The 24,567-nt window shown below is 50.0% G+C and carries 20 protein-coding genes; 6 read left to right on the plus strand and 14 right to left on the minus strand.

Annotated features, from left to right (window positions below):
• Positions 1 to 57: 57 nt before the first annotated feature.
• The 4 genes from nifK to nifB form a co-directional block, all read right to left on the minus strand.
• Positions 58 to 1,617: a nitrogenase molybdenum-iron protein subunit beta gene (gene nifK / locus NST07_RS28170; RefSeq protein WP_341379690.1), complete on the minus strand. Its 1,560-nt coding sequence runs from the start codon at positions 1,615 to 1,617 to the stop codon at positions 58 to 60.
• Positions 1,614 to 3,071, minus strand: a complete 1,458-nt coding sequence (gene nifD / locus NST07_RS28175) for a nitrogenase molybdenum-iron protein alpha chain (protein WP_341379691.1) — start codon at positions 3,069 to 3,071, stop codon at positions 1,614 to 1,616. The genes nifK and nifD overlap by 4 nt, the downstream gene beginning before the upstream one ends.
• A gap of 135 nt (positions 3,072 to 3,206) precedes the next feature.
• Positions 3,207 to 4,073, minus strand: coding sequence for a nitrogenase iron protein (gene nifH / locus NST07_RS28180; protein ID WP_341095951.1), 867 nt, complete (start codon positions 4,071 to 4,073; stop codon positions 3,207 to 3,209).
• Positions 4,074 to 4,079: 6 nt separating this feature from the next.
• The gene (gene nifB, locus NST07_RS28185) at positions 4,080 to 5,444 is read right to left on the minus strand and encodes a nitrogenase cofactor biosynthesis protein NifB (protein WP_342480598.1); all 1,365 of its coding nucleotides are present in this window, start codon (positions 5,442 to 5,444) and stop codon (positions 4,080 to 4,082) included.
• A 671-nt stretch (positions 5,445 to 6,115) separates the two neighbouring features.
• On the opposite strand from nifB, the gene NST07_RS28190 reads away from it, so the two are divergent.
• Positions 6,116 to 6,943, plus strand: a complete 828-nt coding sequence (locus tag NST07_RS28190) for a TerC family protein (protein ID WP_341095956.1) — start codon at positions 6,116 to 6,118, stop codon at positions 6,941 to 6,943.
• Positions 6,944 to 7,092: 149 nt separating this feature from the next.
• Here NST07_RS28190 and NST07_RS28195 read toward each other — a convergent pair whose 3' ends face one another.
• The 7 genes from NST07_RS28195 to NST07_RS28225 form a co-directional block, all read right to left on the minus strand.
• The gene (locus NST07_RS28195; protein ID WP_342480599.1) at positions 7,093 to 9,438 is read right to left on the minus strand and encodes a YcdB/YcdC domain-containing protein; all 2,346 of its coding nucleotides are present in this window, start codon (positions 9,436 to 9,438) and stop codon (positions 7,093 to 7,095) included.
• A gap of 227 nt (positions 9,439 to 9,665) precedes the next feature.
• Positions 9,666 to 10,391 carry an ABC transporter permease gene (locus NST07_RS28200; RefSeq protein ID WP_342481983.1) on the minus strand — a complete coding sequence of 242 codons (726 nt, stop codon included), beginning with the start codon at positions 10,389 to 10,391 and terminating at the stop codon, positions 9,666 to 9,668.
• Positions 10,392 to 10,411: 20 nt separating this feature from the next.
• Positions 10,412 to 11,188 carry an ABC transporter ATP-binding protein gene (locus tag NST07_RS28205; RefSeq protein WP_341095960.1) on the minus strand — a complete coding sequence of 259 codons (777 nt, stop codon included), beginning with the start codon at positions 11,186 to 11,188 and terminating at the stop codon, positions 10,412 to 10,414.
• Entirely contained in the window at positions 11,169 to 12,182 is a 1,014-nt protein-coding gene (locus NST07_RS28210; protein ID WP_341095962.1) for an ABC transporter substrate-binding protein, read from the minus strand. The genes NST07_RS28205 and NST07_RS28210 overlap by 20 nt, the downstream gene beginning before the upstream one ends.
• A 171-nt stretch (positions 12,183 to 12,353) precedes the next feature.
• Entirely contained in the window at positions 12,354 to 13,454 is a 1,101-nt protein-coding gene (locus tag NST07_RS28215) for a Ger(x)C family spore germination protein (protein ID WP_341095963.1), read from the minus strand.
• Positions 13,447 to 14,529 (minus strand): GerAB/ArcD/ProY family transporter, encoded by a 1,083-nt coding sequence (locus tag NST07_RS28220; RefSeq protein ID WP_341095965.1) that lies wholly within the window; start codon positions 14,527 to 14,529, stop codon positions 13,447 to 13,449. Before NST07_RS28220 ends, NST07_RS28215 begins: the two co-directional genes overlap by 8 nt.
• Positions 14,530 to 14,541: 12 nt before the next feature.
• Positions 14,542 to 15,987: a spore germination protein gene (locus NST07_RS28225; protein WP_341095966.1), complete on the minus strand. Its 1,446-nt coding sequence runs from the start codon at positions 15,985 to 15,987 to the stop codon at positions 14,542 to 14,544.
• A gap of 263 nt (positions 15,988 to 16,250) precedes the next feature.
• On the opposite strand from NST07_RS28225, the gene NST07_RS28230 reads away from it, so the two are divergent.
• The gene (locus tag NST07_RS28230) at positions 16,251 to 16,436 is read left to right on the plus strand and encodes a hypothetical protein (RefSeq protein WP_038595962.1); all 186 of its coding nucleotides are present in this window, start codon (positions 16,251 to 16,253) and stop codon (positions 16,434 to 16,436) included.
• 106 nt (positions 16,437 to 16,542) lie between these two features.
• On the opposite strand, the gene NST07_RS28235 is transcribed toward NST07_RS28230, so the two are convergent.
• The 3 genes from NST07_RS28235 to NST07_RS28245 all read right to left on the minus strand — a co-directional run bounded on the left by NST07_RS28235 (position 16,543) and on the right by NST07_RS28245 (position 18,217).
• Positions 16,543 to 16,701: a hypothetical protein gene (locus NST07_RS28235; protein WP_341379695.1), complete on the minus strand. Its 159-nt coding sequence runs from the start codon at positions 16,699 to 16,701 to the stop codon at positions 16,543 to 16,545.
• A gap of 361 nt (positions 16,702 to 17,062) precedes the next feature.
• A complete protein-coding gene (locus NST07_RS28240) occupies positions 17,063 to 17,824 on the minus strand; it encodes a SagB/ThcOx family dehydrogenase (RefSeq protein ID WP_341095967.1) in 762 nt (253 codons plus the stop codon).
• Positions 17,825 to 17,992: 168 nt separating this feature from the next.
• Entirely contained in the window at positions 17,993 to 18,217 is a 225-nt protein-coding gene (locus tag NST07_RS28245; protein ID WP_019908812.1) for a LuxR C-terminal-related transcriptional regulator, read from the minus strand.
• A 371-nt stretch (positions 18,218 to 18,588) separates the two neighbouring features.
• Between NST07_RS28245 and NST07_RS28250 the strand changes: the two genes are divergently transcribed.
• The 4 genes from NST07_RS28250 (at position 18,589) to NST07_RS28265 (ending at position 24,269) form a co-directional block, all read left to right on the plus strand.
• Positions 18,589 to 19,566, plus strand: coding sequence for a LacI family DNA-binding transcriptional regulator (locus NST07_RS28250; RefSeq protein ID WP_341095968.1), 978 nt, complete (start codon positions 18,589 to 18,591; stop codon positions 19,564 to 19,566).
• Between the two features lie 267 nt (positions 19,567 to 19,833).
• The gene (efeO, locus tag NST07_RS28255; RefSeq protein ID WP_341095970.1) at positions 19,834 to 20,721 is read left to right on the plus strand and encodes an iron uptake system protein EfeO; all 888 of its coding nucleotides are present in this window, start codon (positions 19,834 to 19,836) and stop codon (positions 20,719 to 20,721) included.
• 4 nt (positions 20,722 to 20,725) lie between these two features.
• A complete protein-coding gene (gene efeB / locus NST07_RS28260; RefSeq protein ID WP_342480600.1) occupies positions 20,726 to 22,024 on the plus strand; it encodes an iron uptake transporter deferrochelatase/peroxidase subunit in 1,299 nt (432 codons plus the stop codon).
• Positions 22,025 to 22,124: 100 nt separating this feature from the next.
• On the plus strand, positions 22,125 to 24,269 hold the full coding sequence (locus NST07_RS28265) for an FTR1 family protein (protein WP_342480601.1): 2,145 nt from the start codon (positions 22,125 to 22,127) through the stop codon (positions 24,267 to 24,269).
• The last annotated feature ends 298 nt before the right edge of the window (positions 24,270 to 24,567 follow it).

Below are 24,567 nucleotides of genomic sequence, written 5' to 3' on the forward strand. Positions count from 1 at the left end.
CCTTCGTTAAAGGTGGATGCTTACTACAGGCAATCCTGCATCTATGTGTGTTTCCTCTTAACGTACCAGATCAAAGTTGAACCCGGAATGGTTGCGGTCAAGCTCATCCAGAACAGTATTAACGATCAGACTGAGCAAATTCAGTGCACCTTGGTATCCAAGAATCGGATAACGGTGCATGTGATGACGGTCAAAGATTGGGAACCCCACCCGGATCAGCGGCACATTCGCATCCTTGGCTGCGAACTTCAGATGCGAGCTGCCGACCGCCAGATCCACCGGATCGTTCAGCAGCAGTGAACGCATATGCCACAGGTCTTTGCCGATATAAACGGTGGCTTCCGTGCCGTACGGACTGGAGGCCAGCAGCGCCTCGGCTTCCTCCTTGAATTTCACATCATTGAAGTCCACATCCCCATTCGAGCAGACGATATGCACAGGCTCCATACCGGTTTCCAGACAGAACCCGATGAGTCCGATGAGCAGGTCGGGATCGCCGGCCAGTGCCACCCGCTTGCCGTGAATGTAAGGGTGGCTGTCCGTAAGGGCATCCACTACCCGGCCGCGTTCTTCAGTAAGCGATGCAGGAACTGGAAGACCCGTCAGCTCACTAATGGTATCCAGCAGCTTGTCGGTTCCTGTAATGCCTAGCGGTGTGGACATCGCAGCAATCGGCTGCTTCCAGGTTCCGCCGATATAATCCTGCGTCTTTTTGAGCGTGTATTTCTGGAGCGACAGCGTAGCGAGCGCGTTAGCGGCCAGAGGAACATCTTCAAGCTTCGTTCCACCGTAATAATATTCGTATTCTCCCGTAGCCGGAGAGTCATAGTTGCCGCTGTGATCGCCAAGGAACGTATATTTGGTATCAAAGGCATTCAGAATTTTACGGATTTCCGCAAAGTTGCCGGTGTAAGGCTCGAAGCCGAGCATAACATTCAGCTTTTCCCCCGTTTCTTCGCCGCTTCCCGGAGCAGCCTGAATGCCTGAGCGGTCATACAGATAGCTGAGGATTCCTTTCAGCATCGAATCATACCCGGTGATGTGTGATCCGACAAAGCTTGGCGTGTTGCAGAAAGCAACCGGGAAGTCTTCCGAAATCACACCCTTTTGACGGGCATTGCCGATGAAGGAGGACAGGTCGTCGCCGATAACCTCGGCCATACAGGTCGTACAAAGCGCAACCATCTCCGGTTTGTAGAGAGCAATACTGTTCTCCAGACCGTCAATCAGATTGCTCATGCCGCCAAATACAGCCGCATCCTCGGTCATGGAAGAAGAAACAGCAGGGGTAGGCTCTTTGAAATGACGGCTTAGATGGCTGCGGAAATAAGAATTGCACCCCTGCGAACCGTGAATGAAGGGCAGGGTCTTCTCAAAGCCGAGCGCGGCCATGATCGAGCCAAGCGGCTGGCAGGCTTTATGCGGATTGATGACAACCGCTTTACGGTTAAAGTTCTTCTCCATATACTCCGCAGATTGAGAGTAAGCGAGTGCTTCAGCCGTTTCCTGCTCGCTGCAGGGCGCTTCGAACTGCCTTTTATTCTCCCGCTGCTGCACGAAGCGGTCTTCCGAGAACAAAGAGTTATAATCCGGAATCTCCAGTCTGTCTTTGCTCATATGCTCGCCCCCTCTGCCTGGACTTTTTCCTTCTTGCTAATCAGATTCCACACCGGGCTGTTCACGGTCATATCCATGTCTTTGGCAAAAATCTTGAAGCCGTCGAAGCCATGATACGGACCGCTGTAATCCCAGGAGTGCATCTGGCGGAACGGAACCCCCATCTTGTGGTATACATATTTCTCCTTAACCCCCGAGCCCACAAGGTCAACATTCATTTTCTGTGCGAGCTCTTCGAGTTCATACGCCGTTGGATCATCCATGATGATCGTGCCTTCCTTCATCATCGGAAAGGTCTTCTCGTAATCATCTTTATGGGCAAATTCATAGCCGGAAGCCACGATGTCCATGCCGAGATCCTCATAAGCGCCGATCGTATGACGGGAACGCAAACCGCCGATCATCAGGAGCACTTTTTTATTTTCCAGCCGTGGTCTGAATTTATGAATAATCGCATCCATTTCCGGTTTATGCTTCGCGATCATCTTCTCGCAATTCTCCTGGATCGTCTCGTCAAACAAAGCGGCGATGGCGCGCAGGCTCTCATACGTTTTGGAAGGTCCAAAGAAGTTGTATTCCATCCAAGGAATACCGTAGGCCTTCTCCATATGCTCAACCATGTAGTTCATGGAGCGGTGGCAGTGAATCAGGTTCAGCTTCGCCTTATGGGCGATTTCCAGCTCATTCAAGGTACCGTCGCCGGACCACTGGGCAATGACGCGAAGACCCATTTCTTCCAGCAGGATACGGGAAGCCCAGGCATCACCGCCGATATTATAATCGCCGATAATATTGACATCGTAAGGGCCGGTTTCAGCCAGTTCAGCTTTGCCGAGCACGAAGTCACGGATTGCATCGTTGGCAATATGATGGCCCAGCGACTGGCTCACACCCCGGAACCCTTCGCAGCGCACCGGAACGATCGGCATCTCCAGCTCTTTGGCCATTTTTTTGGATACTGCTTCAATATCATCGCCGATCAGACCGACCGGACACTCGGATTGAACAGAAATCCCCTTGGCGAGCGGAAACATCTCGGTAATCTCACGCATAATCACTTCTAGCTTCTTATCTCCGCCGAAGACGATATCCGTCTCCTGGAAATCGCTTGTAATCTGCATGGCGGTAAAGTTGTCAATTCCAAGCGTCCCGCTGGCATAGTTGCGGCGGGTACCCCAGCTGTATTGGCCGCACCCGATAGGACCATGGCTGATATGAACCATATCCTTGATCGGTCCCCATACCACGCCTTTAGATCCTGCATAAGAGCATCCGCGCGGCGTCATGACGCCGGGACGGGATTTAATATTGGACTTCAGCGCACATGTACCGCAGGTTTTCGCTTCTTCCGTATTGATCTGAAAATGCTTTTCCCGGTCTTTCTTCGCTTTTTTGGGGTAGGCTTCCAGCACATCTTCAACCAGCTTTTTATTCGCCTCGATATCCAGTCCCATTTGCTGACCCTCCTTTTCGTAGTGCAGGAAGCCTTAGCCGCCTGCGTGGCTTCTCGTGCCACAATGAGCGATTCCGGTGAATCAGCCGTCTCTCCACTCCCGTTCACCGGATTTCGTGTAAACACCGCCTGCGGCTTATTGGCCGGAAGCCTGCAGCTTCTGGATGGCGGCTTCTTCGTCTTCGATGATGCCGAATTCCATCAGCAGTTCCTCCAGCTCTTCCATCGTAATCGGGGTCGGAATCGTCAGCATTTTATTGTTCAGAATCTTCTCCGCCAGGATTTCATATTCCTTGGCTTGAGCATGCTCCGGATTATATTGGGCAACGGTCATTCTGCGCAGCTCAGCATGCTGAACGACATTATCGCGCGGCACAAAGTGAATCATTTGCGTATTCAGGCGGCGGGCAAGCTCCATAATGAGCTCGTCTTCACGGTCCGTATTGCGGCTGTTGCAGATCAGGCCGCCCAATCTCACACCGCCGCTGGTGGCATATTTCAAGATACCGCGTGCGATGTTGTTGGCAGCGTACATCGCCATCATCTCCCCGGAACAGACGATGTAAATCTCCTGCGCCTTGTTCTCGCGGATCGGCATTGCGAAGCCGCCGCAGACAACGTCGCCCAGTACGTCATAAGATACGAAATCCAGATCGGAATAAGCGCCTTCCTGCTCCAGGAAGTTGATTGCCGTTATAATCCCGCGTCCCGCGCAGCCTACACCCGGTTCAGGTCCACCGCACTCAACATTAATGATGTCGCCGAAGCCGGTTTGCAGTACATCATCCAGTTCCAGATCCTCTACGGAGCCAAGCTCAGCCGCCAGATGAAGCACGGTTTGTTGGGCTTTGGTATTCAAGATAAGGCGGGTGGAGTCGGCTTTGGGGTCGCAGCCGACGATCATAATTTTTTGTCCGAATTTTGTAGCCAGCTGAGCCAGGGTGTTTTGTGAAGTTGTCGATTTACCGATACCGCCTTTACCATAGAAAGCGATTTGTCTCATTTTTCATCATCCCTTCGAAATGTTTATATTTTCAAAATAAGAGCTGTACTTGACGCTTTCGAGAATAGCTTCCTGTATTCCACCTTTGCGGACGAGAGGCAATACTCCGGCTTTGTTCAGGCTGGCCCGTGGGCCTTCGCCGATACCAGAGCAGAGAAGAATGCGGCAGTCACTAAGAATGGAGATGATTTCCTGCAGCGTGGCAACTTTATCGCCGTTGCAATCTGCTTTGCCATGGCAGTACGCTTGGATCTTGCGGACACCGAGCAGCTGTACCTCCGCTCCGTCGGTATCGTACACCAGGAATTCGGTCGCATGCCCAAAATGCTGATTGACCTTGTCACCGCCTCTAGTAGCTACAGCGACTCTAATCTTGAGAGCATTCTCCTGCATGAGTCTTGCCCGCCTCATTTTGACGCGTTCGCGGATTTTGGCATCCAGATCATGTTGGAACTGCGTCCTGGCTGCTTCATTGATTGCCGGATCGTCCTCCATCGCCTCCAGGGGAAAGTCCTGGTTGCGGTCCTGGCCCAGCAGTCCAATAGCATCGGCCCGGCATTGCCGGCAGTGGCGCATAACCTTCATGCCGTCACGCCCAAGCAGCTCCTGCAGATTGTGCAATTCCTTGGGACGGGGCGCTTTGCGTCCGTCCGCTTCATACTGGCTGCCCGGCGCGATAATCAGCGGAGTTACATTATGCAGTGTGGCCCCAAGCTCTTTTACTCTTTTGGACACTGCAGGCAGATGATGATCATTGACCCCCGGAATCATAATGGAGTTGACCTTAACCAGAATTCCGAGCTTCGCCAGCATTTCAAGACCTTGAAGCTGGCGGCTGATCAGCAGTTCCGCCGCTTCTCTCCCTTCGTACCGCACTCCCTCATCGAATACCCAAGGATAGATTTCGCGGCCGACATCCGGATCAATGGCGTTGATGGTGATCGTGACATGGCGGATGCCCAGCTCGATAATCTCATCCACATGCCGGTAAAGGGTAAGTCCATTCGTGCTAAGGCATAAGGACACATCAGGCACATGTCTTTTGACCCGGGCAAACGTATCGAAGGTCTGTTCCGGATTTGCCAGCGGATCTCCAGGTCCGGCCACACCAACCACCGAGAGCTGCATAAGCTGCGCTGCAACCCCTTTTACCTTGCGTTCCGCCTGCTCCGGCGACAGTACCTCACTGACCACACCCGGCCTGCTCTCATTCACACAGTCGAACTTGCGGTTGCAGTAATTGCACTGGATGTTGCAGGCGGGAGCAACCGGGATGTGCATTCTGGCATAAAACCGGTGGGCTTCCTCGCTGTAGCAAGGGTGGCGGCTAATCTCCTCCTCTGCTTCATTTGATATACACGACGGCTGCATTATTTCCCACCTCCTAAAAGTTTTACGAAGCATCTGCTACCTGAAGCCTCTGCGAGTAAAACTCGCTTCGGAAACATATGCTTTGTTTAACGGAGCTTAATATCCTGAAATCTTTACACTTAGAAGACTTTAAGCATAACTGGAATTAGTATGTTAGATTTCATAACTTAAAACTCACTCAATCGCTTTGATTACTCTCATAATATTTTCAAACCTCCACATCGTCAATTATGTTTAAGCTAAAATAGCCTTATTTTTCCTTGTGTTTGCAGTTTCGTCATACCACATGTAAACTTACATAACATTTATGTATCATGTTTCCGTTTCCATCCCTGCCATTTTTCATTGATACTAATTTTCAAGAGGCATTGACAATAGCCTTCGGCTCATATATGATACTTTTAGATCAATCCTGCAACCAAAACTAATAAAATTTAATATATCCCGTAAAGGGGAGTAGCTGTTAAATAAAGTCGTCAATACGAGAATATGAGGATATTCTCCGGCTTTATTGGCAATGAACTATTGTTAGCGAGACCTTTACCAATCAGGTTACCTTTATTCCAAAGGCTAATCTGTTTGGTAAAGGTCTTTTTTATATAAATTTGGTTAGACTATTGGTGTTGCAGGGTTTTCTTAAATATGTTCATCCAAATGAGGGGGAAACAGCAATGGATTGGGGATTATTTTTGGAATATGGCTGGGTATTGCTCGTTCTTGTAGCACTGGAAGGACTACTCGCCGCAGACAACGCACTTGTCCTGGCAATTATGGTAAAACACCTTCCCGATGAGGAACGTAAAAAAGCCCTCTTTTATGGATTGGCAGGGGCGTTTGTCTTCCGGTTTGGTTCACTTTTTATCATCTCTTATCTCGTCGACATCTGGCAGGTACAAGCCATCGGCGCACTCTACTTATTATTTATAGCGGGAAATCATATTTTCCGAAAAGTGCTGTTCAAGAAGCCGGTCACTGACGAAGCTAATGAGAGCGGCTCTCCGGGCGCTGTCAATAAGAAGAAATCCAGCTTTTGGTTTACAGTTCTGAAGGTAGAAGTGGCTGACATCGCTTTTGCCGTCGATTCCATCCTCGCAGCAGTTGCCCTTGCGGTAGCACTTCCACCGAGCGGCATGGGTCACATCGGCGGCCTTGACGGCGGACAGTTCCTCGTCATCTTCGCCGGCGGATTTATCGGACTGATTATTATGCGTTTCGCGGCTTCCTTCTTCGTTAAGTTGCTGCATTCCCGTCCAGGGCTTGAAGTTGCAGCCTTCTTCATCGTCGGCTGGGTAGGAATCAAGCTTGCAGTGATTACCTTGGCTCACCCGACGCTGGGTGTCCTGTCTGAGGACTTCGCCCACAGCACCTGGTGGAAAGCTACCTTCTATGTAGTGCTGGTTCTCATTGCCGTTACGGGATGGTTCATGAGCAGCCATAAAGTTGAAGAGAACGTTGGAGAAAATCCGGTTAAAGAAGTGGATAAACAGCTTGGTAAATAAGCTTTACCAAGCGGAAACGGTTTTGCCGTCTTTTTTAAGGACGGTACCGTTTCAGCAAGAAATAGAAGGAAAAGACCGGACCGGAAGGCCGCAGCTGTAAGCTGTGCCTGCCGGTCCGGTCTTTTTTCCGTTCTTTTTTAACTGTTCTATTATACGATAGGCTGATCAAGCTTGCCCTGCAGTTCCACCATTTTCATGATAACAATGGCAGCCTGCGCCTTGGTTACAATCCGCTGCGGGTCGAACTTTCCATTCTCGCCCTCCAGCAGTCCAAGCTTCACAACAAGCGCCACAGCACCTTTATAGTTGATAGCTGCGCTGTCGCTGAAGCTGCTTACGACGGCATCATTCGCGAGGAAGCTGGAAAGCTTACCATACTTCAGAAAAAAAGACAGTTGGACAGCCAACTCTTCGCGGCTAAGCTTGCTCTCCGGCCGGACCACGGTATCTCTGCTGATCCATCCACGGTTTACGGCATAGTTTATGGCATCGTAATATGGACTTTCGGGACTCACACCTGCCACCGTTTTGCTCTCCGCACCCGAATAGCCCTTGTAATAGGTTGTCGATGCGTCTGCAATCAGCGTCCACCAATCCCCGGTTGATATTTCCTGGTCTGGATTTACTTTGCCGCCTTCATCCAGAGTAAGCACTTTGTATTTCAGCAGCTCGGTCAGTTGTTTTTCGGCCAGGTGCCCTTTCAGGTCTACAGCTTCACCAGCAGTTGCTGTCCGTCCGTTACGCTCGTAGAGCGAAACCCATTTCCCGGAATTGGCATCCAGCACCTTACTCATCTCACCGTTGTCAGCCGTGAGCGGGGCATATACCAGCTTCACTGTCGAATCACCAATGCCGCCATTACCGGAATATCCGCCTAAACGAACAAACTGCAGCTGCATGTCATACTGGCCAAGATAGCTTTGCAGTGCTTCCGCCTTGGAGATTGCCGGAGCCGGCACTTCTGTGAGCTTCGAATAATCTAAACTGCCGCCGGCAGTATAGGCTTGAAGTCCACCGTAAAGATCAAGTTCAATAGAAATATTATTGCCGCTTACAGGTATGCCCTGATAATAATTTATAAATTCATAACGGTACCCCTTCCCGTCAGGCTTCACGCTCCATGTTCCGCCATGTTCAACCAGTTTAAGATTGCTGCTTGCTTTATTGTACATGCGGTTGACCAGCGCAAGTGCCTTTTGCTTAGCTTCAGCCGGGGTCAGCTTCTTGCTGCCTGCGGGAACAGGCTGCGGCTTAGCCTCTTCCCCATACATGTACTGTTCCATTTGGAACTGGGTAATCTCGCCTGTAACCGCATTAATTTCCGCGTAGGAATGGCGCGGCATTCCCGATTGCATCCCCTCCGTATCCGCTCCCCACGTCAGCATCCAGACCTTCTGATCCAGCCGCTGGTAAGCGGTGCTCTTCGCTTGTCTGACCAGCTTGCGGTCCTTCGGAAGGGCAGCCACCTTCTCTACCAGTTTGACCGCTTCCTCCACAGTGAGCTCTTTGCCGGGAGCAAGCGGCTGGAAAACCTCTTTGCCAAGCGGAACGGTCTCATGGGATACGGGAATGGACGAAGCTTCCTTGCCTTCGTTGTCCAGTCTTTTCCCCGTATGGGCATCAATCGAATACAAGGCCTGCTCTTCCACCTTCCAGCCAAGTATCCAGCTTGCTACGTTTCCATTCTTGTATACCGGAGTATAGTACAGTCCGACATTAAAGTTATCCGTGAAAGTCTTCTTCGCTTGTTCCTTGGAGATAGCCGGCTTGGCAGACGGTAATGCCTGCACTGCGGACATTTTGTTGAAATTGATTACCTCCCCGTTCCCATTGATACCGATGATTAAATCATCCGCAACCGAAGGTATCCCGTTCCTCAGCATATTGAAATTAAAAGAATATTGGACGGGACCAAAAAGCACTTCACTGCCCAGATCTGAAAATCTCGATTCTACCAGCTGAATATTTTCACTCTTCAGCGAGGGCATTGCCGCGGTAATAAAACTTCGTGCTTTCTCCAGAGCCTCCGCCCGCGAGAGCTTGGGAGGATAGTAAGCGGTATCATCCACAAGGGGGACATTAATATATGTATTGATCAGATCCCCGGTAACGGCATCAATGATGCTGGAGAACCCATAGCCCCCGCTGTCTACCTGATATTCCCATTCGATGGTCCATGCCATCTGCGTGGTGCCAGCTGAATAGTAATCGTTGTTGCCTAACTGAACACGGGTGACGTTTGCACTTTTTAGAACAGGGAAGAGCTCGCGCAGTTTGGCAACGGCCTCATCCTGTGTAATTTTGGCAAGGGCCGCATCCGCCCTTGCGGAACTCGCCGCTGTTCCGCCACTCTTTGCCTCGGCTGATGCCGCAGGCGGCACTAAGCCCGATTCCGCCGAAGCAAACCCGGCGGGAAGCAGCAGCGCAAGCGCTACTGTAGTAATCAATGCCGCTTTTGCGGTCTGATGAATAAACTGATTGCTGTTGCTGTTCAAAAGTCATCCTCCTCAAAGTTTTGTAGCTTTGCGTCTTCGAATAAACACCCTCTAATTATAAAGAAAAATAGATATTTTTTCCATATTATATTTGCGACAGGAAATTACAGCAACTGCATAAAATCACCGCCCGCGTATAAAACGATATAAAAAAACCGGCTTCCCGAAGAAAGCCGGTAATAGCGTTATAATAGGAAAGGTGAGCTTTATATTCATACCTCGTTCTATTAATTCCGCCACTTCATAAACTTATAATCCAGTACATCCACCAGCAGGAAGAGCACAAATCCGACCAGGCTGAACAGCATAATGCCCGCGTACATCTCCGGATAATCCAACCGCAGCCAGGCATCCATAATGAAAAAGCCCATGCCATGCTCCGTCCCGTAAATCTCAGTGAAGAACAGCACGGAAATCGCAGTGCCGAGCGAAATCCGGATCGTGCTGAGTATGACCGACAATGCGCCGGGCAGCGTCACATTCCAGAACTTCTGCCCCGCACTTGCACCGATGCTGGTCAGCACATCGTAGGTGCTGTCAGGAATTGCCTTGACGCCGTCGCGCACGGAGATGATGACCTGAAAGAGCAGAATCAGCATAATCATCAGCACTTTGGAGGTTTCACCAAGACCGAAGAACAGCATCACCACCGGCAGCAAAGCAATCTTGGGAATGGGATAGGTCAGGTAAACGACCGGATCGAGCAGTCTGTTCCAAAGCGGTGAGCGGCCCATCAGCAGACCGATCAGCAGACCGATTACCAGTGCCAGTGCAACACCTTCAAAGATCCGCAGCAGACTGTAGCCAACATTCAGCATAACCTCTCTGGCCCCCAAGTGAAACATCGCGTTATACACAGATCCGGGGCTGGGCAGAATGGAATGATTCATCAGCAGGTAGGCGATATACCAGATGATATTCATACACAGGAATACTAACAACAAACGCAACACGTGATGAAGCTGCTGTTTTTTCACCATTTCTCCTGCATTACCTTTCTGATTTGCTTGGTCTGCTCGAAAAACTCATTACTTTCCCGCTTGTCCTCATGCTTCATGCCGAACACAGCGCTATTGTCGAGAATTTCCGGGGTGTCCTGTTTGACCGATGGCATGACGATAATTTTCTGGCCCAGCAGAATCGCTTCTTCCACATCATGGGTCACAAACAGTGTCGTAGTTGGGTTAGCCAGCCAATTGTCCAGAAAAATCTGCTGCAGTGCTTCGCGTGTAATGACATCGAGCGCTGAAAAAGGCTCGTCCAGCAGCAGGATCGTCGGCAGAATGGCAAATGCCCGGGCAATCGCTACCCTCTGCTGCTGGCCGCCGCTCAGCGAAAGCGGATAACGGCCACTCAATTCGGAAATTCCCATCGACGTCAGCCAATGATGAATCTGCGTTTCCCGTTCTTGCTTGCTGCCGCCCGCAGGCCGGGTAATCTTCATCGCCATTTGAATATTGTCATGAACGGTCTTCCAGGGCAGCAGACCGTAGTTCTGCGGAACAAGGCCAATCAGTGTTTCTTTGTCATGCACGGATTTCCCGTTGAACAGCAGCTCGCCCTGATAACCCGGCAGCAAGCCGGCAATCGCCCGCAGCAGTGTAGATTTACCGCTGCCCGAGGGGCCGATTATCGTATAAATGCCATGCTGCGGCAAATCCAGATTGACTTGTCCCAGAGCCAGTTGACCGTTTTTATATTCAACTTGAAGCTCTTTAATGCGGAGTCCGCTACTTCTTAAACTGGACATCGGAGATCACTTCTTCAGCCGATATATCTTTGGTCAGCAGGCCTTTTTCCCGTGCCCAGGCAAATGCCGCCTCAACTTCCTTCACATCCACCTGATAGGCAGGCAGGTACTCAGGGACTTTAATTTCATCCTTCAGTGTGTCTGGATAGCCTACTTCTTTGATAATAAGATCAATATATTCCGCTTGGTCATGGGATTTCATATACTCCACTGCCTCATCATACGCTGTGTACATATCGCGGATGGCTTGTCCCTTAGCGTCGATCGCACTTTGCGGGAACGCCAGCACGAACGGATTCACGCCTGCTGATACCGTCGAGCTAAGTACACGCAGTCCCGAGGTTTTGCCCATGGTGACGAATGGCTCAGGCAGAACAGCCGCGTCGGCTTTTTTATTCTTGAGCAGCTCCAGCCGCGTCGGAATTTGCGGAACCTCGGTTACTGTAATATCCTCTTCCGTCAGACCTGCCTGTTTCAGCATCATGGCAACGGTATATTGGGTAGAGGTATTCTTGGACAGAATAACCGTTTTGCCCTTCAGATCCTTCACTTCCTGGATTTCGTCATTCCCGGTCAGCAGATCAAACTCACCTGTTGTTGTACTGGTAATCTTCACGTCCAGACCGGCCTCGTTGTAGATGGAAATCGCCACCAGATCAGCGCTCAATCCGTCCACCTTGCCAGCTTGGAAGGCCACGTCACGGTCCTTGGCACTCTTAAAGGTCTGGATATCCAGATTGACGTTATGTTTCTTGTCAAAACCTTGCTCGTGGGCAATGATGAAAGGAATGGCATCAATTGAAGGCAGCAGACCAAGCGACACCGTAACCGCTTCAGCCGGTGCATTCGTGTCCGCCTTTGCTTCCCCTGCAGCGGCTCCTGTATTTTTCGACACAGTATTATTGCTTGAAGTTCCGCAGCCAGCGGCAACCATACTGACCGCAGCGACCAGCAAAAACAGCATCATTACTTGTTTCCAGTTTCTTCTCCCCATGAATCTCGTAGCCTCCATCTCTTTTCTAGTACTCTTGCCATGCGCATTAATTCACATATAGGCATGCAAAAACCGTCATGCTCCCCCGGGAAGCATTAAGTAATTGCAATTTTACACCCATTGTCCTATTTTGTATATTTTTAAATTGAAATAAATCGCAGACAAGCTCTTTTATGAATATTTCCCGTAGTCTTTAATAGTGACTTTCGTCTGGCACTCCACCTCAATTTCAGGATATACCTCTCTCCAATTCAGGGCCTTCCACTTCTTGTAGGACAAGCTGTTTCTGACGTGCACACCGATTCCGAGACTGTCCACGTTATACTGCTGCATTTGCTGGACCATTTTCTGGGCTTTGGCTGTAATATATTCTGAAATCTGCTTCTCCAATTCCTTTCTATCCTTTTCCTCATTTAGCTTCTGCTTGCCGGTATATTCAAGCACCGAACCCTTGATCGAGGCAGAGAGATCTATCTTAAAACGCCCGTCCCCCAGATGATGCACTTTGATCTTACGTTTGTTTAACAAGGAGCTGAACATGACAACGACCTGCTTGCCGTCCTCTTGCCCTAAATTGATTGCGATTTCTCCTTGTCTCAGATCATCACGGAATAGACCGAAGATAATCCCGTCCTTAGCCGAAACTTTCGTAACATAACGGTCCTCTTGAAACAAAGCAATACCGTCAATGAGTACCTTGTTCCCGTCATCCTTCACTATGGGAGCAACGGGATCAATTCCTTCATCGTTGTAATCCCTGGAAAACTCATAAAAAGTCGTTGCCGGGATGCTGTTGCCGGCAGCCTCTTTCTCCAGCATATGGGTAATATAACGTCCAGTATCTGTATGCGGCTTGAAATTTTTGGTCAACAGTTCTCCGGCATCACCTTCAACAACAGTTACTCTGACGCCGAGCGCGATGGAAGGATCGCGCAGCAGCGTATCGATATAATCCTCCACACCTGCTTTTGCCAGCTTCGCTCCGAACATGGACTCTCTTAGCTGTCCGCTGACTACCTTCAGGTCGGTCTGCCTTGAGAAATGCAGCCGCGCTTCCTTGATGCTGTTCACTTCCGCAGTCAGCAGTTCCCGGCGGATAGCGGAGTTAGGATCAATTACCGGAACGCAGGAGGTCACCTTTAGCTTACTGTTTTCCAACAAATCATAGCCTGACGTCTGCACCATGCCCAGCTTTTCGAGAATCCGTTCATCACTTTCACAGCCGGTTAATAGCAGCAAAACAGTCATTGAAATGAACAGCTTATTATTCATTTGAGCTCCTCCCAATTCCCTGAATTAACAGCACCATAAGTAATAAGCTCGGAAATCCAAAGGCTATTCCAACTGCCACATAACCCAGATTGGTGATCCAGACGTTAACCTCATCTAAAGTCTTCGGGATAAAAGAGATACCGTAGGAAACAGCAATCATTACAAATACCAGTACCGTTGTCTTTAACTTCGGTACGATTCTCTTTAGAGCCTCCTCTGCCGCCCACCAGTACATCGCGACAGTCATCAGAATTAAAAAGAGAAAAAAGCCGTAGAGCAAATTTTCCAGCCGCTCAATGAATGGAAACTGGATATAGGCCAGCAAATCAAGCACGGGATACAGCAGCTTTTTTAACTGGCCCAGGCTGAAGAAGCCGAAACAAATAAGACAGAGAGAAAGGTAGCATAGGGTTAAAATTGTGTTACCGAGATAAATGGCGGTCATCGACTTTTTCGTTTTTTCCACGTAAGGAAACAGCAGAATGGACAGTTCATAACCCAAAAATGCGGCATACACTTCTATTCCCCCTTTAACCTGGTCATGTCCACCCTCGAGAATGAACGGAGTGAATCTCTCCCAGCGGAAGGCCGGAAAAAACCACAGCAGCAGCAGGAACATCCATGTCGTCATCCAGAAAAAAAGCGTTGCTGTTTTGGATATCGAATAAATCCCTTTGATAATGATTAGAAAAAGAAGGATGTCCATAGCAAGCTTGAAGATCATCGGATTCGTAGTCGGGAAAGAGAGCATCTGAAATAACAGCACATACTTTTTCCCGATCATGCAGGCGAAGATCAGCCAGATAGACGCTAAGCCTATGTAAAAAGGATAGAGTATCCACTTAGGAATAGACTGTTCCATGATTTCAAAGACGGAGCGTCCCTTGCCTAGCCGAAAGACCAGAGAAATCAAATAAATATTAAATGACGACAGCAGGAAACAGGGGATCAGAACCAGCCAGCCGTTCGTGCCAAAATAATCGGCCAGACTGCGCGGTAACGTAAACATCACGATCCCGGCCTGCGCCATATAGACAAGAACGGTAATATGAAAGGGGCGAAGTTTGTCCATCATAGCCTGCCATTCCTACTTTCTGTTTTTTTGCCTGATCGTATTAGACGTTTGTGCCTGTGAGGGCCGGGTTCTTAACATGGAGAATGGCGCACGGATAAATACATCCTTCCAATCAGCGGATTTCATAGGTGCAACAGGGATCATATAGGATGAGCCCAGACTGGTCAGGTTGGATAAATGAATCACAATCAGGGCGATTCCCATTACAAGTCCCATATTCCCCCATATTCCGGTAAGGATGATAATCCCGAAGCGGATCAGACGGATGGAGGCGCTCATCATATAGCTGGGAATGACAAAAGAGGCGATAGCAGATGAAGCAACAGCAATAATAAGCACATTACTGGTCAGACCGGCCTGTACTGCCGCTTGTCCGATAACAATACCGCCTACGATCCCGATTGTTTGTCCGATCTTGCTAGGGAGACGCGCACCCGCCTCCCTCAGCAGCTCAATCATGATCTCCATAAGCAGTGCCTCATATACAGGTGGAAAGGGCACCTTGTTGCGTGATTCCGCCAGCGTTCTCAGCAGCGCTTCGGGGATCATCTCGTAATGAAAGGTGGTTACGGAGACATACATGGCTGTAAAAGTGATCGTAATGATCAGGGCCAGTAATCTCAACAGCCGCAGAGCCGTCCCCAAAGTCCAGCGCTGGTAGTAATCATCCGGGGAGGAGAAAAATTCAAAAAAAGCGGCCGGAGCACTGATGACTGTCGGGCTGTTGTCAATAATCGTGATGATCCGCCCGGCAGCCAGCTTGGATACAGCAACATCCGGCCTTTCGGTGGTCAAAAATTGGGGGAACACCGAATTCGGTCTATCTTCGATGAATTGGGTCAACGTCCCTCCGTCATTAATAGCATCTGTTTCTATTCCTTGAATCCGCCGCTCCAGGTCCTCAACAAAGGTCAGATTGGCAATATCCTCGATGTAAAGAACATACACACTTGTTTTGGATATTTCTCCGATAGAATACTTTCTGATTTTTAAATGGGAGCTTTTTATTCTGCTGCGGATTAAGGAGAGGTTTGTTAATGCTGACTCCACAAAAGCATCGTGGGGACCCGCGATAATGGTTTCCGTCTCAGATTGCTGAACATTGCGGGCCTCCGGTTTATAAGCATTCAATAAATAAATGCTGTCCCGGTGAGAGACAGCGACACAGCCCTCCAGGATGCCAATAACCGCTGCTTTGCTATCAGTCACTTGAAGGAATTGTGACTGCTTGAACAGTTGTTCGGCTTCTTGAAGCTGAACGCGGGAAAACGGCTCCAGAATTTCTTTGATAAACAAGGTATTGTCCACAATAGCTGGAAAGTACACAATATCCGTCTGTATATCCGGAAAGGTCCTGTGAATCAAATCGGCACATTGATCAAATTCTTTAAGAATATGTCCGAGCGTAAGAGTATTCTGCGAACCTGAATCCATGATATTAACCACGCCCTTCGCCATAAGATTTAAGGTAGTATCCCCAAAATTTTCATTGATATTTATGAATGCGTATGAAACGGATGCTTTGATTTGAGAGTGTCTTCTGTATAGAGACATCAATCTTTCAGGAAGACACAAAACCTTTTAAACATCTGTTTTCAGTTATAAATTTTGTCTTTTTCCCGTGGACACCTCTTTTAAAAACAGATCAGTCATGCTATAATGTAAGCGTAACCAAGGTAATAAAAATCTATTGATTTCATCGCTCAAGGAGGATGAAGGAAATGCTTGAAGGACTAAAGGAAATTAAGAATTGGGTATCCGGTATTTGGCAGCCATGGACCGTTTCAGGAGAGGAAGATTACCGGAACATGGAATACACCGTGCAGCGGCACCTGCACACGCCTCAAACCCCGAGCCCGCTTACTTATGAACAAGAGTCACGCATTAAGACCATCAAATATCACTAGCCACATGAGCTTTCAGATACAGCTTGACTAACCTTCTTATGAAATAAGGCCGCCATATCCGGAACTTAAGCTTCCGGAGCTGACGGCCTTTTATTTACGTTTCCAATTATAACTTCCAAACCTCCACATGCCGTAGATCGCTCTGCTCTCCGGTCGGGTTCACAAGGTAAACCGTATCAGGGGCCTTGTCGAGGCTCCTGCCGCTGACCAGCACATGGTAATCCTCTTCCACCGCATATTTACGGATGTATAATCCCGAACCCACATCTTCGAAAGGATAGCCCTCAAAGTCCGTCCACGCCAGATCTTCGTGTCAATAATAATATCTGTTACCTGTAAAGTTTGACCACGATAGCAGACAGTAAGCGTGACTGTAGGGAGTTGTCCATCGTACTCAATCCTCATACCTTGCGTCTCACTCTTAATAAAGGGTCTTTTCGCAAATGAATGATACAATCCTTATTGGAGGTATGATAAACAATACTGCCAGTCTCAGCACTAAAAAACTCTCTGTTGGCATCCTTCTCGGCTATCACCCTTACAGGCGCAACATCCGTTATTATTTTCTTGTCTTCTTCCTCGTGATAGTCAAGAATAGAAGCAAAACAAATTGGTCAGGAAACAATCTATTCTCGTTTCTTCCCAACTGCGCCAAGATAGATAACAAATTCTTCATCACCGTCTAATTCTAAAATCTCATCAATTAGCTTTTGATCATAAATTCCAATTGCGCAAGCACCTGCACCGATAGATTCACTGGATAAATAAAGGTTTTGGCATACATGTCCAACATCGATGAGGATTTTTTTGTGAGCTGATATATCATACTTCCATTCGGAGCGATATGGTGTTGTACTCCATGCAAACAGGACAGAAGCCTTTTTTGCAAAGTTAGGGACAAATGGCTGATCTAAAGTAATAGCATCAATCTTCTGTTCAAGTTCATCTAATTCAAACATAAATAATAGCTGATGTTCGACAGGAAGGTATCTGTAAATTCCTTGTTGAATGCCTTCTACCCGCATAATAATTAAATAGGTTTCAAATGTGTGTGTCGCCCCACTGCAGGGTACAGTTCGCAGCGTAAGTCCGTTCTTATTAATACCAGTAATCCCTTGGGTAGCCCATAATAAATAGGATAACTCATCCAGACTTAAAGTTTCCGCTGAATAAAATCTTGTACTTCTTCTCTGATTTATACAATCAAAAATATTCTCTGTACACACAACGTCTTTGCTCACCTTTGGCAAATCAATAATTAGTGATTTCGATTCAAATGGCTTAACAATTGGCGGTTGTGTAATTCCTTTGATCTTATCTGTTTTTATATGTTTAAATTCATGAAAATTAGATTTAAGAAAGCGCCTTTGCTGTTCATATCTTGTCATCACAGATCCTCCTGAATTACCTTAATAGCTTTAATTTATCATGTCATAAAAATTAGTTTGTGATCTAACTCACTATTTAGTTGTTTTGGTGAGTAAACAAAAAACCTCCCCTCACCCCGAAGGGTAAAAGAAGGCTTAAACGCATTCATCACTGCGAAAGCACGGCAGCTATATTTTCAGCTCCCCAAGCTTGATCAGCTCGACAACCGCTTGCGAACGGCCTTTTACGTTTAGTTTTTGCATGACGTTGGAGATGTGGTTGCGGACGGTTTTTTCACTGATGAATAACAATCCGGCAATATCCCGTGTTGTTTTGTCCTGCACGAGAAGCTCGAATACTTCGCGCTCGCGATGCGTCAACAGAAATTTGCTATGATGTTCGTTCCCTTTCAATGGTGTCACCCCTCCTTGCTCGGGTTTGTTTGGTATAACAAGGTAAAGGGATACAGTCAAATCATACTATGTATGGGGCATGTTAATGGTGCTGCCGCTGCTCTAAAATGGGCAGTAGCGGAGAAAGGGATCAAGGACAAGGCGTGCCATATTTTTTTATATTGAAAAAGCCGCCTCTAGGCGGCAAAATAACAGGCATCACCGGTCCGTCACGCCCTTTCGGTAACGCCGGTTTATCCGGTAAGCTGTTGCAACCCCAGTGTAATTTATGAAATGGATTCCATAGCAAGTGTTTTTATTCGGGAGGTTTCCAAGGGGAGATGTGATAAAATAAAATCATTATACCCCTGACTCAGGAGGCTGCTGCGCCGATGGCCAATATAAAAGAAATCGCCCGCATCGCCGGTGTTTCCGTAACAACCGTGTCGCGTGTGCTTAATAATCATCCTTATGTGAGTAAAGACAAAAGAGCCGCTGTGCTTGATACCATAGAGCAGTTAAACTACACGCGGAATATGAACGCCGTGCATCTGATTACCGGCCGTACCGGAGCCATTGCGGTGATCCTGCCGTTTATCAACTTCTTTTATTTCTCCATTGTCATGGACGGCCTTGCTCATGAGGCGCTGCTCGCGCAGTATCGGCTGATTCTCTGCCAGACCAATTATTCACCTGAGGAAGAGCTTAAGGTGCTTGAAATGCTGCGCAATAAAGAAATTGACGGTGTCGTTATCGTATCCACAGCACTTCAGCCCGAAGTCATTGAGGAATACACCGCCTACGGTCCGATTGTAACCTGCCAGAACAGCGGGGAACGCCGTTTCTCCTCTGTGTATATTGAGCATTACGCTGCTTTCCGTCACGGCCTGCAGTATTTGATTGGCAAAGGATACCGTAAAATCGGCTACTGCGAAGGCAGACAGAATGGTAGCTCCTCCTCCATCCGCCAATCCGCGTTTCGTGAGTTTCTTGCCGAGAACAAGCTACCGTTTCAGGAAGCATGGATGATCTACGACTGTATGACCGAAGAACACGGAGCGGCCGCAGCGCGCTCGCTGCTTGAGATGCGGGAGCGGCCTGATGCGGTTATCATTTCCGGCGACCATGTCGCAGCCGGACTGATAATCGAGTCACGCAAGCACGGGCTGCGCATTCCTGAAGATCTGGCAGTGATGGGCTTTGACAATCAGCCGATCGGACGGCTGCTGGAGATTACTACAATTGATAATCAGCTATACGAGATGGGAGCCTCTGCTTTCCGGATTATCCATGAACAGATCAGCGGGGACAGTACGCTCCCGGTGTACCGCAAGCTGGCATACCGGATTATTGAGCGCTCTACGGTTTAAAGGAATCCTTTCTGAATTGCCTTTACCAGCGGCTCATTTACAATTAAATACTTGATTACATCCCATCCGCAGCTTTACAGGTGCCTGGATGCGCTTTGCTTCCGTCCCTGTTTCAGGGGCGGATTTTTATTGCTCTTTTTCAGCTATGAGAAATATCACATTTTTTTGTTGACAGCCACTGTGCAGGGATTTATGATAATTCCAGCATAATTGATAACGATTATCATTTGCATACAAGTTCTTACATTAGAAAAAGGGGTGTTTTGATTGAAATTTAGTTACGCTGTTCCCGCCGGGCTGCTGGCTGCTTCCATTCTGTTTGCAGGCTGCAGCGGCAATGAGAATAATAATAAGGATAACAACAATGAGGCTGCAGTAAATGGCAGCGCAGTTACAGCAGCTCCGGTTACTACAGCTGATGCCACTGCCGCCGATTTCTCTACAGCCATTGAGCAATACCGGACCTACGTCATTGAACAATGCGACGAATTCGTCAAGCAGACGGAAAACTTTACGAACGCCGTCAAAGCAGGAAGTCTCGACGAAGCGAAGGCGCTGTATGCCCCGGCCCGTATGTATTATGAGCGGATTGAACCGATTGCCGAAGCGCTCGGAGATCTTGATCCCAATATCGATGCCCGTGAAAATGATGTGGATGCGGCCGAATGGCGCGGTTTCCATAAAATCGAACAGGCCCTCTGGCAAAACAGTACGACTGACGGCATGTCTGAAGTCGCCGATCGGTTGCTAAAGGATGCCCAGCTCCTGCGCGCCAAGGTGGAAACAGCGGAGATTGATGCAAATCTGCTCGTTACCGGTGCAGTCGAATTGCTGAACGAAGTCTCTTCCTCCAAAGTGACCGGCGAGGAAGAACGTTATTCACACACGGATCTGTATGATTTTGTCGCCAATGTAGAAGGTGCGCAAAAAATCTACGAGCTGCTGAAACCCGAGCTTGCCAAAAAGGACCCAGAGCTCGAGCAGACCATCGGCGAACGGTTTACGGCACTACTGGACGAACTCGCTCCATTTAAATCAGGTGACGGCTATGTCTCCTACGAAACACTCAAGGAAGACGAAGTGCGCAAGCTGAGCCAGAATCTGGATGCCTTAGCTGAACCTCTGTCCAACATGGGGACTATTCTAGGAGTGTGACCAAATGAAAAAGCAGCCTGAGGAAGAATTCAAAAGTGAGCAAATGTTAAATAAAAAGCTAAGCCGCCGTGATATGCTGCGGCTTACCGGTGCCTCCGGGCTCGGTCTGCTGCTGGGCGGCACAGGTGCAGGAGGGCTGATGGCCGCTCGCCAATCCGCTGCCAAAACACCCGCAGCTTCGTTGGCTCCTGCCGCCGATACCCTCCCGTTCTACGGAGCACACCAGGCCGGAATTATTACACCTGCACAGAACTTTCTCTGCTTTGCGGCGTTTGATCTGACAACAACGAAGCTGGACGATGTGAAAAAGCTGTTGAAGTCATGGACAGAGGCTGCGGCGGCTTTGACCTCCGGCAGTCTGATCGGCAATGTCAACGACAATCCTAATCTTCCGCCGTCCGATACCGGAGAAGCCGATGGCCTGACCCCCTCCCGGTGTACGCTAACGTTTGGGGTTGGACCGGCTTTTTTTGATGGACGATTTGGGTTAGCCCCGAAACGTCCATCTTCACTTGCCGACCTCCCAGCCTTTACGGGAGACAGTTTGGAGCCGCAGTGGTGCGGCGGAGATCTTTGTGTACAGGCTTGTGCTGATGATCTGCAGGTGGCGTTCCACGCCATACGCAATCTCGCACGGATTGCCCGCGGCACAGCCGTGCTGCGCTGGACCCAGGAAGGGTTCCAGCGTACAGCGGGAGCTGATCTGAAAGGAGGCACCCCGCGCAATCTGCTAGGCTTTAAAGATGGAACAGGCAACCCCGATGCTACAGACGATGCCGAAATGCGCAAGGTTGTGTGGACCAGCAGCAGCGATGGGCCTGCCTGGATGAACGGCGGCACTTACATGGCTGTCCGCCGTGTGCGTTTGCGCATTGAGGTCTGGGACCGCTCGACCTTGAGCGACCAGGAAGCGACCTTTGGACGGCACAGGCACAGCGGCGCGCCAATTGGAGCCACTGACGAATTCGCCGAACTTAAACTGGACGCCGCCGATGCTTCCGGCAAGCCCGTCATCCCGCCGGATTCGCATTCCGCGCTGGCCCATGGTGACGGCACGATCAAAATGCTCCGGCGCTCCTACTCCTATTCCAGTGGAATGGATCTTAAAACAGGCCAGCTGGATGCGGGTCTTCTGTTCATCAGCTTCCAGAAGGATCTTATTAAACAATTCGTCAGCATCCAGCAGCGTCTGTCCAAAAACGACCGGTTGAATGAATATATGGTTCATACCGGCAGTGCGGTATTCGCCTGCTTCCCCGGTGTCCGCGAAGGCGGGTATATCGGCGAAGCCCTGCTGGGCTGAACACGATAACACAGCATGAGTCAGCAACCAGCATGCTGACAGGCAGATCCGTCCAGCCTTCCCGGATCTGCCTGTCCATTATTGAAAGGGGACACTCCCGATGTTATTTGCTAGACAGTATAAATATGGCTTGCCGTACAAGGCGAAAGTCAAGGGTAAGCTGGGCCGGGTGCATGAAAGTGGGACAGCATTGGCGCTTGGACACGAGCCAGAGCTGGTGCATGGGCGCAGACTGGAAAGCACGGGCACCAAAACGGCGCGGTTGCATGAGCGCAGACTGGAAAGCACGGGCACCAAACGGGTGCGGTTGCATGAGCGCAGACTGGAAAGCACGGGCACCAAACGGGTGCGGTTGCATGGGCGCAGACTGGAAAGCACGGGCACCAAACGGGTGCGGTTGCATGAGCGCAGACTGGAAAGCACGGGCACCAAACGGGTGCGGTTGCATGAGCGCGGGTTAGTTCCCGCGCTGAAGGCAGCCGTACTGTTTGGCTGCCTCTTCCTGCTGCTGCTCTGCAAACCAGCAGCTGCCGTGGCGGCGGAAGACAGCCGGCATGACGAGCTGCTGCCCGCAGTTGGCAGCGCGCTCGTCGAAGCCGGCCAGGGCCGCTGGGATGCGGCCGCCGCCGATGTGGAGTCGTTCGCGGCGCTGTGGCGCACCGCGAACAGCGGCACGCCGGACCCGGCACTCGCCGATCCGGCTGCCGCTGTAGAAGCCGCGCTCGCTGGCGCGGCGGAAGCCCTGGCGGCGGGCGGCGGCAAGCCCGCGACAACCGCGCTGTCCACGCTGGCCAAAAGCGTGGACGCGTACGTCACCGCCGCCTCCGGCACAGGCGGCGGTGACACCAGCGCCGCCGGGCTCGAAGCGGCGGCGAAGCTGTTGCCCGCGGCGGAGCGCACGCGGGATGCGGCGCGCAGCGCCGACTGGAAGGCGGCGGCGGAAGCCTACCGCGCCGTTGTGAACGGCTGGACGCCGGCGGAGCGCGGCATCCGGGCCGACAATCCCGCCGTCTACGGCTTGCTGGAGACGAAGATGAGCCTGCTGCGCGTTGCGCTGCAGGCCGAGCCGCTCCGCGAAGAGGCGGCAAAAGCGGAGGCCGAAGCTTTATATACGCTGCTGGCCGAATACAGTGCAGGCAAGACGGTTGACACAGGAGACGTGTCAGCACAGCCTGCTTCGATCGGGGGGCTTATCAGCTACCTGAAGAAAGCTTCAGCAGCAGCAGAATCCGGAGACAGTGCCGGTGCGGCGGGAATCATGGAACAGTTTATTGCAGCCTGGCCTTCAGCCGAAGGACAGGTGCAGATCGCATCACCCAAGGTGTATGCGAATATCGAGAACGAGAGCGCAGCCGTTACCGGCGATTTGTTGTCCGATCCGCCGAAGCTTAATCAGGCGCTGGCTACCATGGACACGATGCTCGCGGAGCTGACTCCACTGGCCGGTGACACAGCCTATACGGCCTGGGACGCCGCATTAATCCTGCTCCGTGAGGGCCTTGAAGCGATTCTCGTACTTTCCGCCTTGCTGTCCTATGTAAAAAGAGACGGCGGCCCCAAGACCCGGCGCTGGGTCTGGTCCGGTGCTGCGGCAGGTCTCGCCAGTAGTATAGGCCTGGCTGTTTTGCTAACCTACACCATTTCACAAGCAGCCTCCGGAAGCGCGCGTGAACTGATTGAAGGGATTACCGGACTTGTGGCAGTAGTAATGATGCTCACAATCGGCCGCTGGATGCACAGTAAATCGAACGCCGCTGCATGGAATAAATATGTCGGGCGGCAGGTGGACGGTGCGCTGGCTAAGGGCAGCCTATGGTCTTTATTCTTGGTAGCTGCGCTCGCCGTTCTGCGTGAAGGGGCTGAAACGACCATATTCTATGTGGGAATGGCGCCATCCATAGCAACCTCACAGCTGCTGCTCGGGATCGGAGCCGCGCTGGTCGTGCTGATCATTCTGGGTTATGCCATTATTGCCCTAAGCGCCAAGCTGCCGATCGCTGCCTTCTTCCGCGCAGCAATGGTGCTGATCTACTATCTTGTCTTCCGCTTTCTCGGCGAGAGCATCCATTCCTTGCAGGTAGCCGGGAAACTGCCGGCACATGTGGAGAATGGGCTGCCGTCGGTCGGTTGGCTGGGGTTGTATCCAACATGGGAGACTTTACTGCCCCAAGTGCTCATTCTGGCGTTTATTCTCTGGGAAATGCTGCGCGGCAGGTCTGTGGGCAAATCACGGACAGCAGGCTGATATTAAGTCGCCAGGATCATCCACTACAATAAATCTGCAATTTTAAATGTAGATTGTGCAATGGATTTTTCTTTTTCCGGCTCCAAAAAGCAATCTGTGTATTACTACATGAGAATATACGGTAACCGTCAAGATAGCCCTTATAGGTCTATTCCGATGCACGAAAATGTCCATTCAGCATTAAGTAATGTTTGCTGGTTTGGCTACATTGGAATTGCTCAACTATGTGCATTTTCCAGCGTATTCATACGCTTAATGTAATTACAGCGGGAAATATGCACGTTAATTTTGTACGAAT

This window comes from Paenibacillus sp. FSL L8-0340, from assembly GCF_038593145.1.
Taxonomy (GTDB): Bacteria; Bacillota; Bacilli; order Paenibacillales; family Paenibacillaceae; genus Paenibacillus_AQ.

Excerpts from the sequence above, each read along its gene's own strand:
- nifK (WP_341379690.1), bottom strand. The coding sequence starts at position 1,617 with ATGAGCAAAGACAGACTGGAGATTCCGGATTATAACTCTTTGTTCTCG.
- nifD (WP_341379691.1), bottom strand. The coding sequence starts at position 3,071 with ATGGGACTGGATATCGAGGCGAATAAAAAGCTGGTTGAAGATGTGCTG.
- nifH (WP_341095951.1), bottom strand. The coding sequence starts at position 4,073 with ATGAGACAAATCGCTTTCTATGGTAAAGGCGGTATCGGTAAATCGACA.
- nifB (WP_342480598.1), bottom strand. The coding sequence starts at position 5,444 with ATGCAGCCGTCGTGTATATCAAATGAAGCAGAGGAGGAGATTAGCCGC.
- NST07_RS28190 (WP_341095956.1), top strand. The coding sequence starts at position 6,116 with ATGGATTGGGGATTATTTTTGGAATATGGCTGGGTATTGCTCGTTCTT.
- NST07_RS28205 (WP_341095960.1), bottom strand. The coding sequence starts at position 11,188 with ATGTCCAGTTTAAGAAGTAGCGGACTCCGCATTAAAGAGCTTCAAGTT.
- NST07_RS28210 (WP_341095962.1), bottom strand. The coding sequence starts at position 12,182 with ATGGGGAGAAGAAACTGGAAACAAGTAATGATGCTGTTTTTGCTGGTC.
- NST07_RS28215 (WP_341095963.1), bottom strand. The coding sequence starts at position 13,454 with ATGAATAATAAGCTGTTCATTTCAATGACTGTTTTGCTGCTATTAACC.
- NST07_RS28220 (WP_341095965.1), bottom strand. The coding sequence starts at position 14,529 with ATGATGGACAAACTTCGCCCCTTTCATATTACCGTTCTTGTCTATATG.
- NST07_RS28225 (WP_341095966.1), bottom strand. The coding sequence starts at position 15,987 with ATGGCGAAGGGCGTGGTTAATATCATGGATTCAGGTTCGCAGAATACT.
- NST07_RS28230 (WP_038595962.1), top strand. The coding sequence starts at position 16,251 with ATGCTTGAAGGACTAAAGGAAATTAAGAATTGGGTATCCGGTATTTGG.
- NST07_RS28240 (WP_341095967.1), bottom strand. The coding sequence starts at position 17,824 with ATGACAAGATATGAACAGCAAAGGCGCTTTCTTAAATCTAATTTTCAT.
- NST07_RS28250 (WP_341095968.1), top strand. The coding sequence starts at position 18,589 with ATGGCCAATATAAAAGAAATCGCCCGCATCGCCGGTGTTTCCGTAACA.
- efeB (WP_342480600.1), top strand. The coding sequence starts at position 20,726 with ATGAAAAAGCAGCCTGAGGAAGAATTCAAAAGTGAGCAAATGTTAAAT.
- NST07_RS28265 (WP_342480601.1), top strand. The coding sequence starts at position 22,125 with ATGTTATTTGCTAGACAGTATAAATATGGCTTGCCGTACAAGGCGAAA.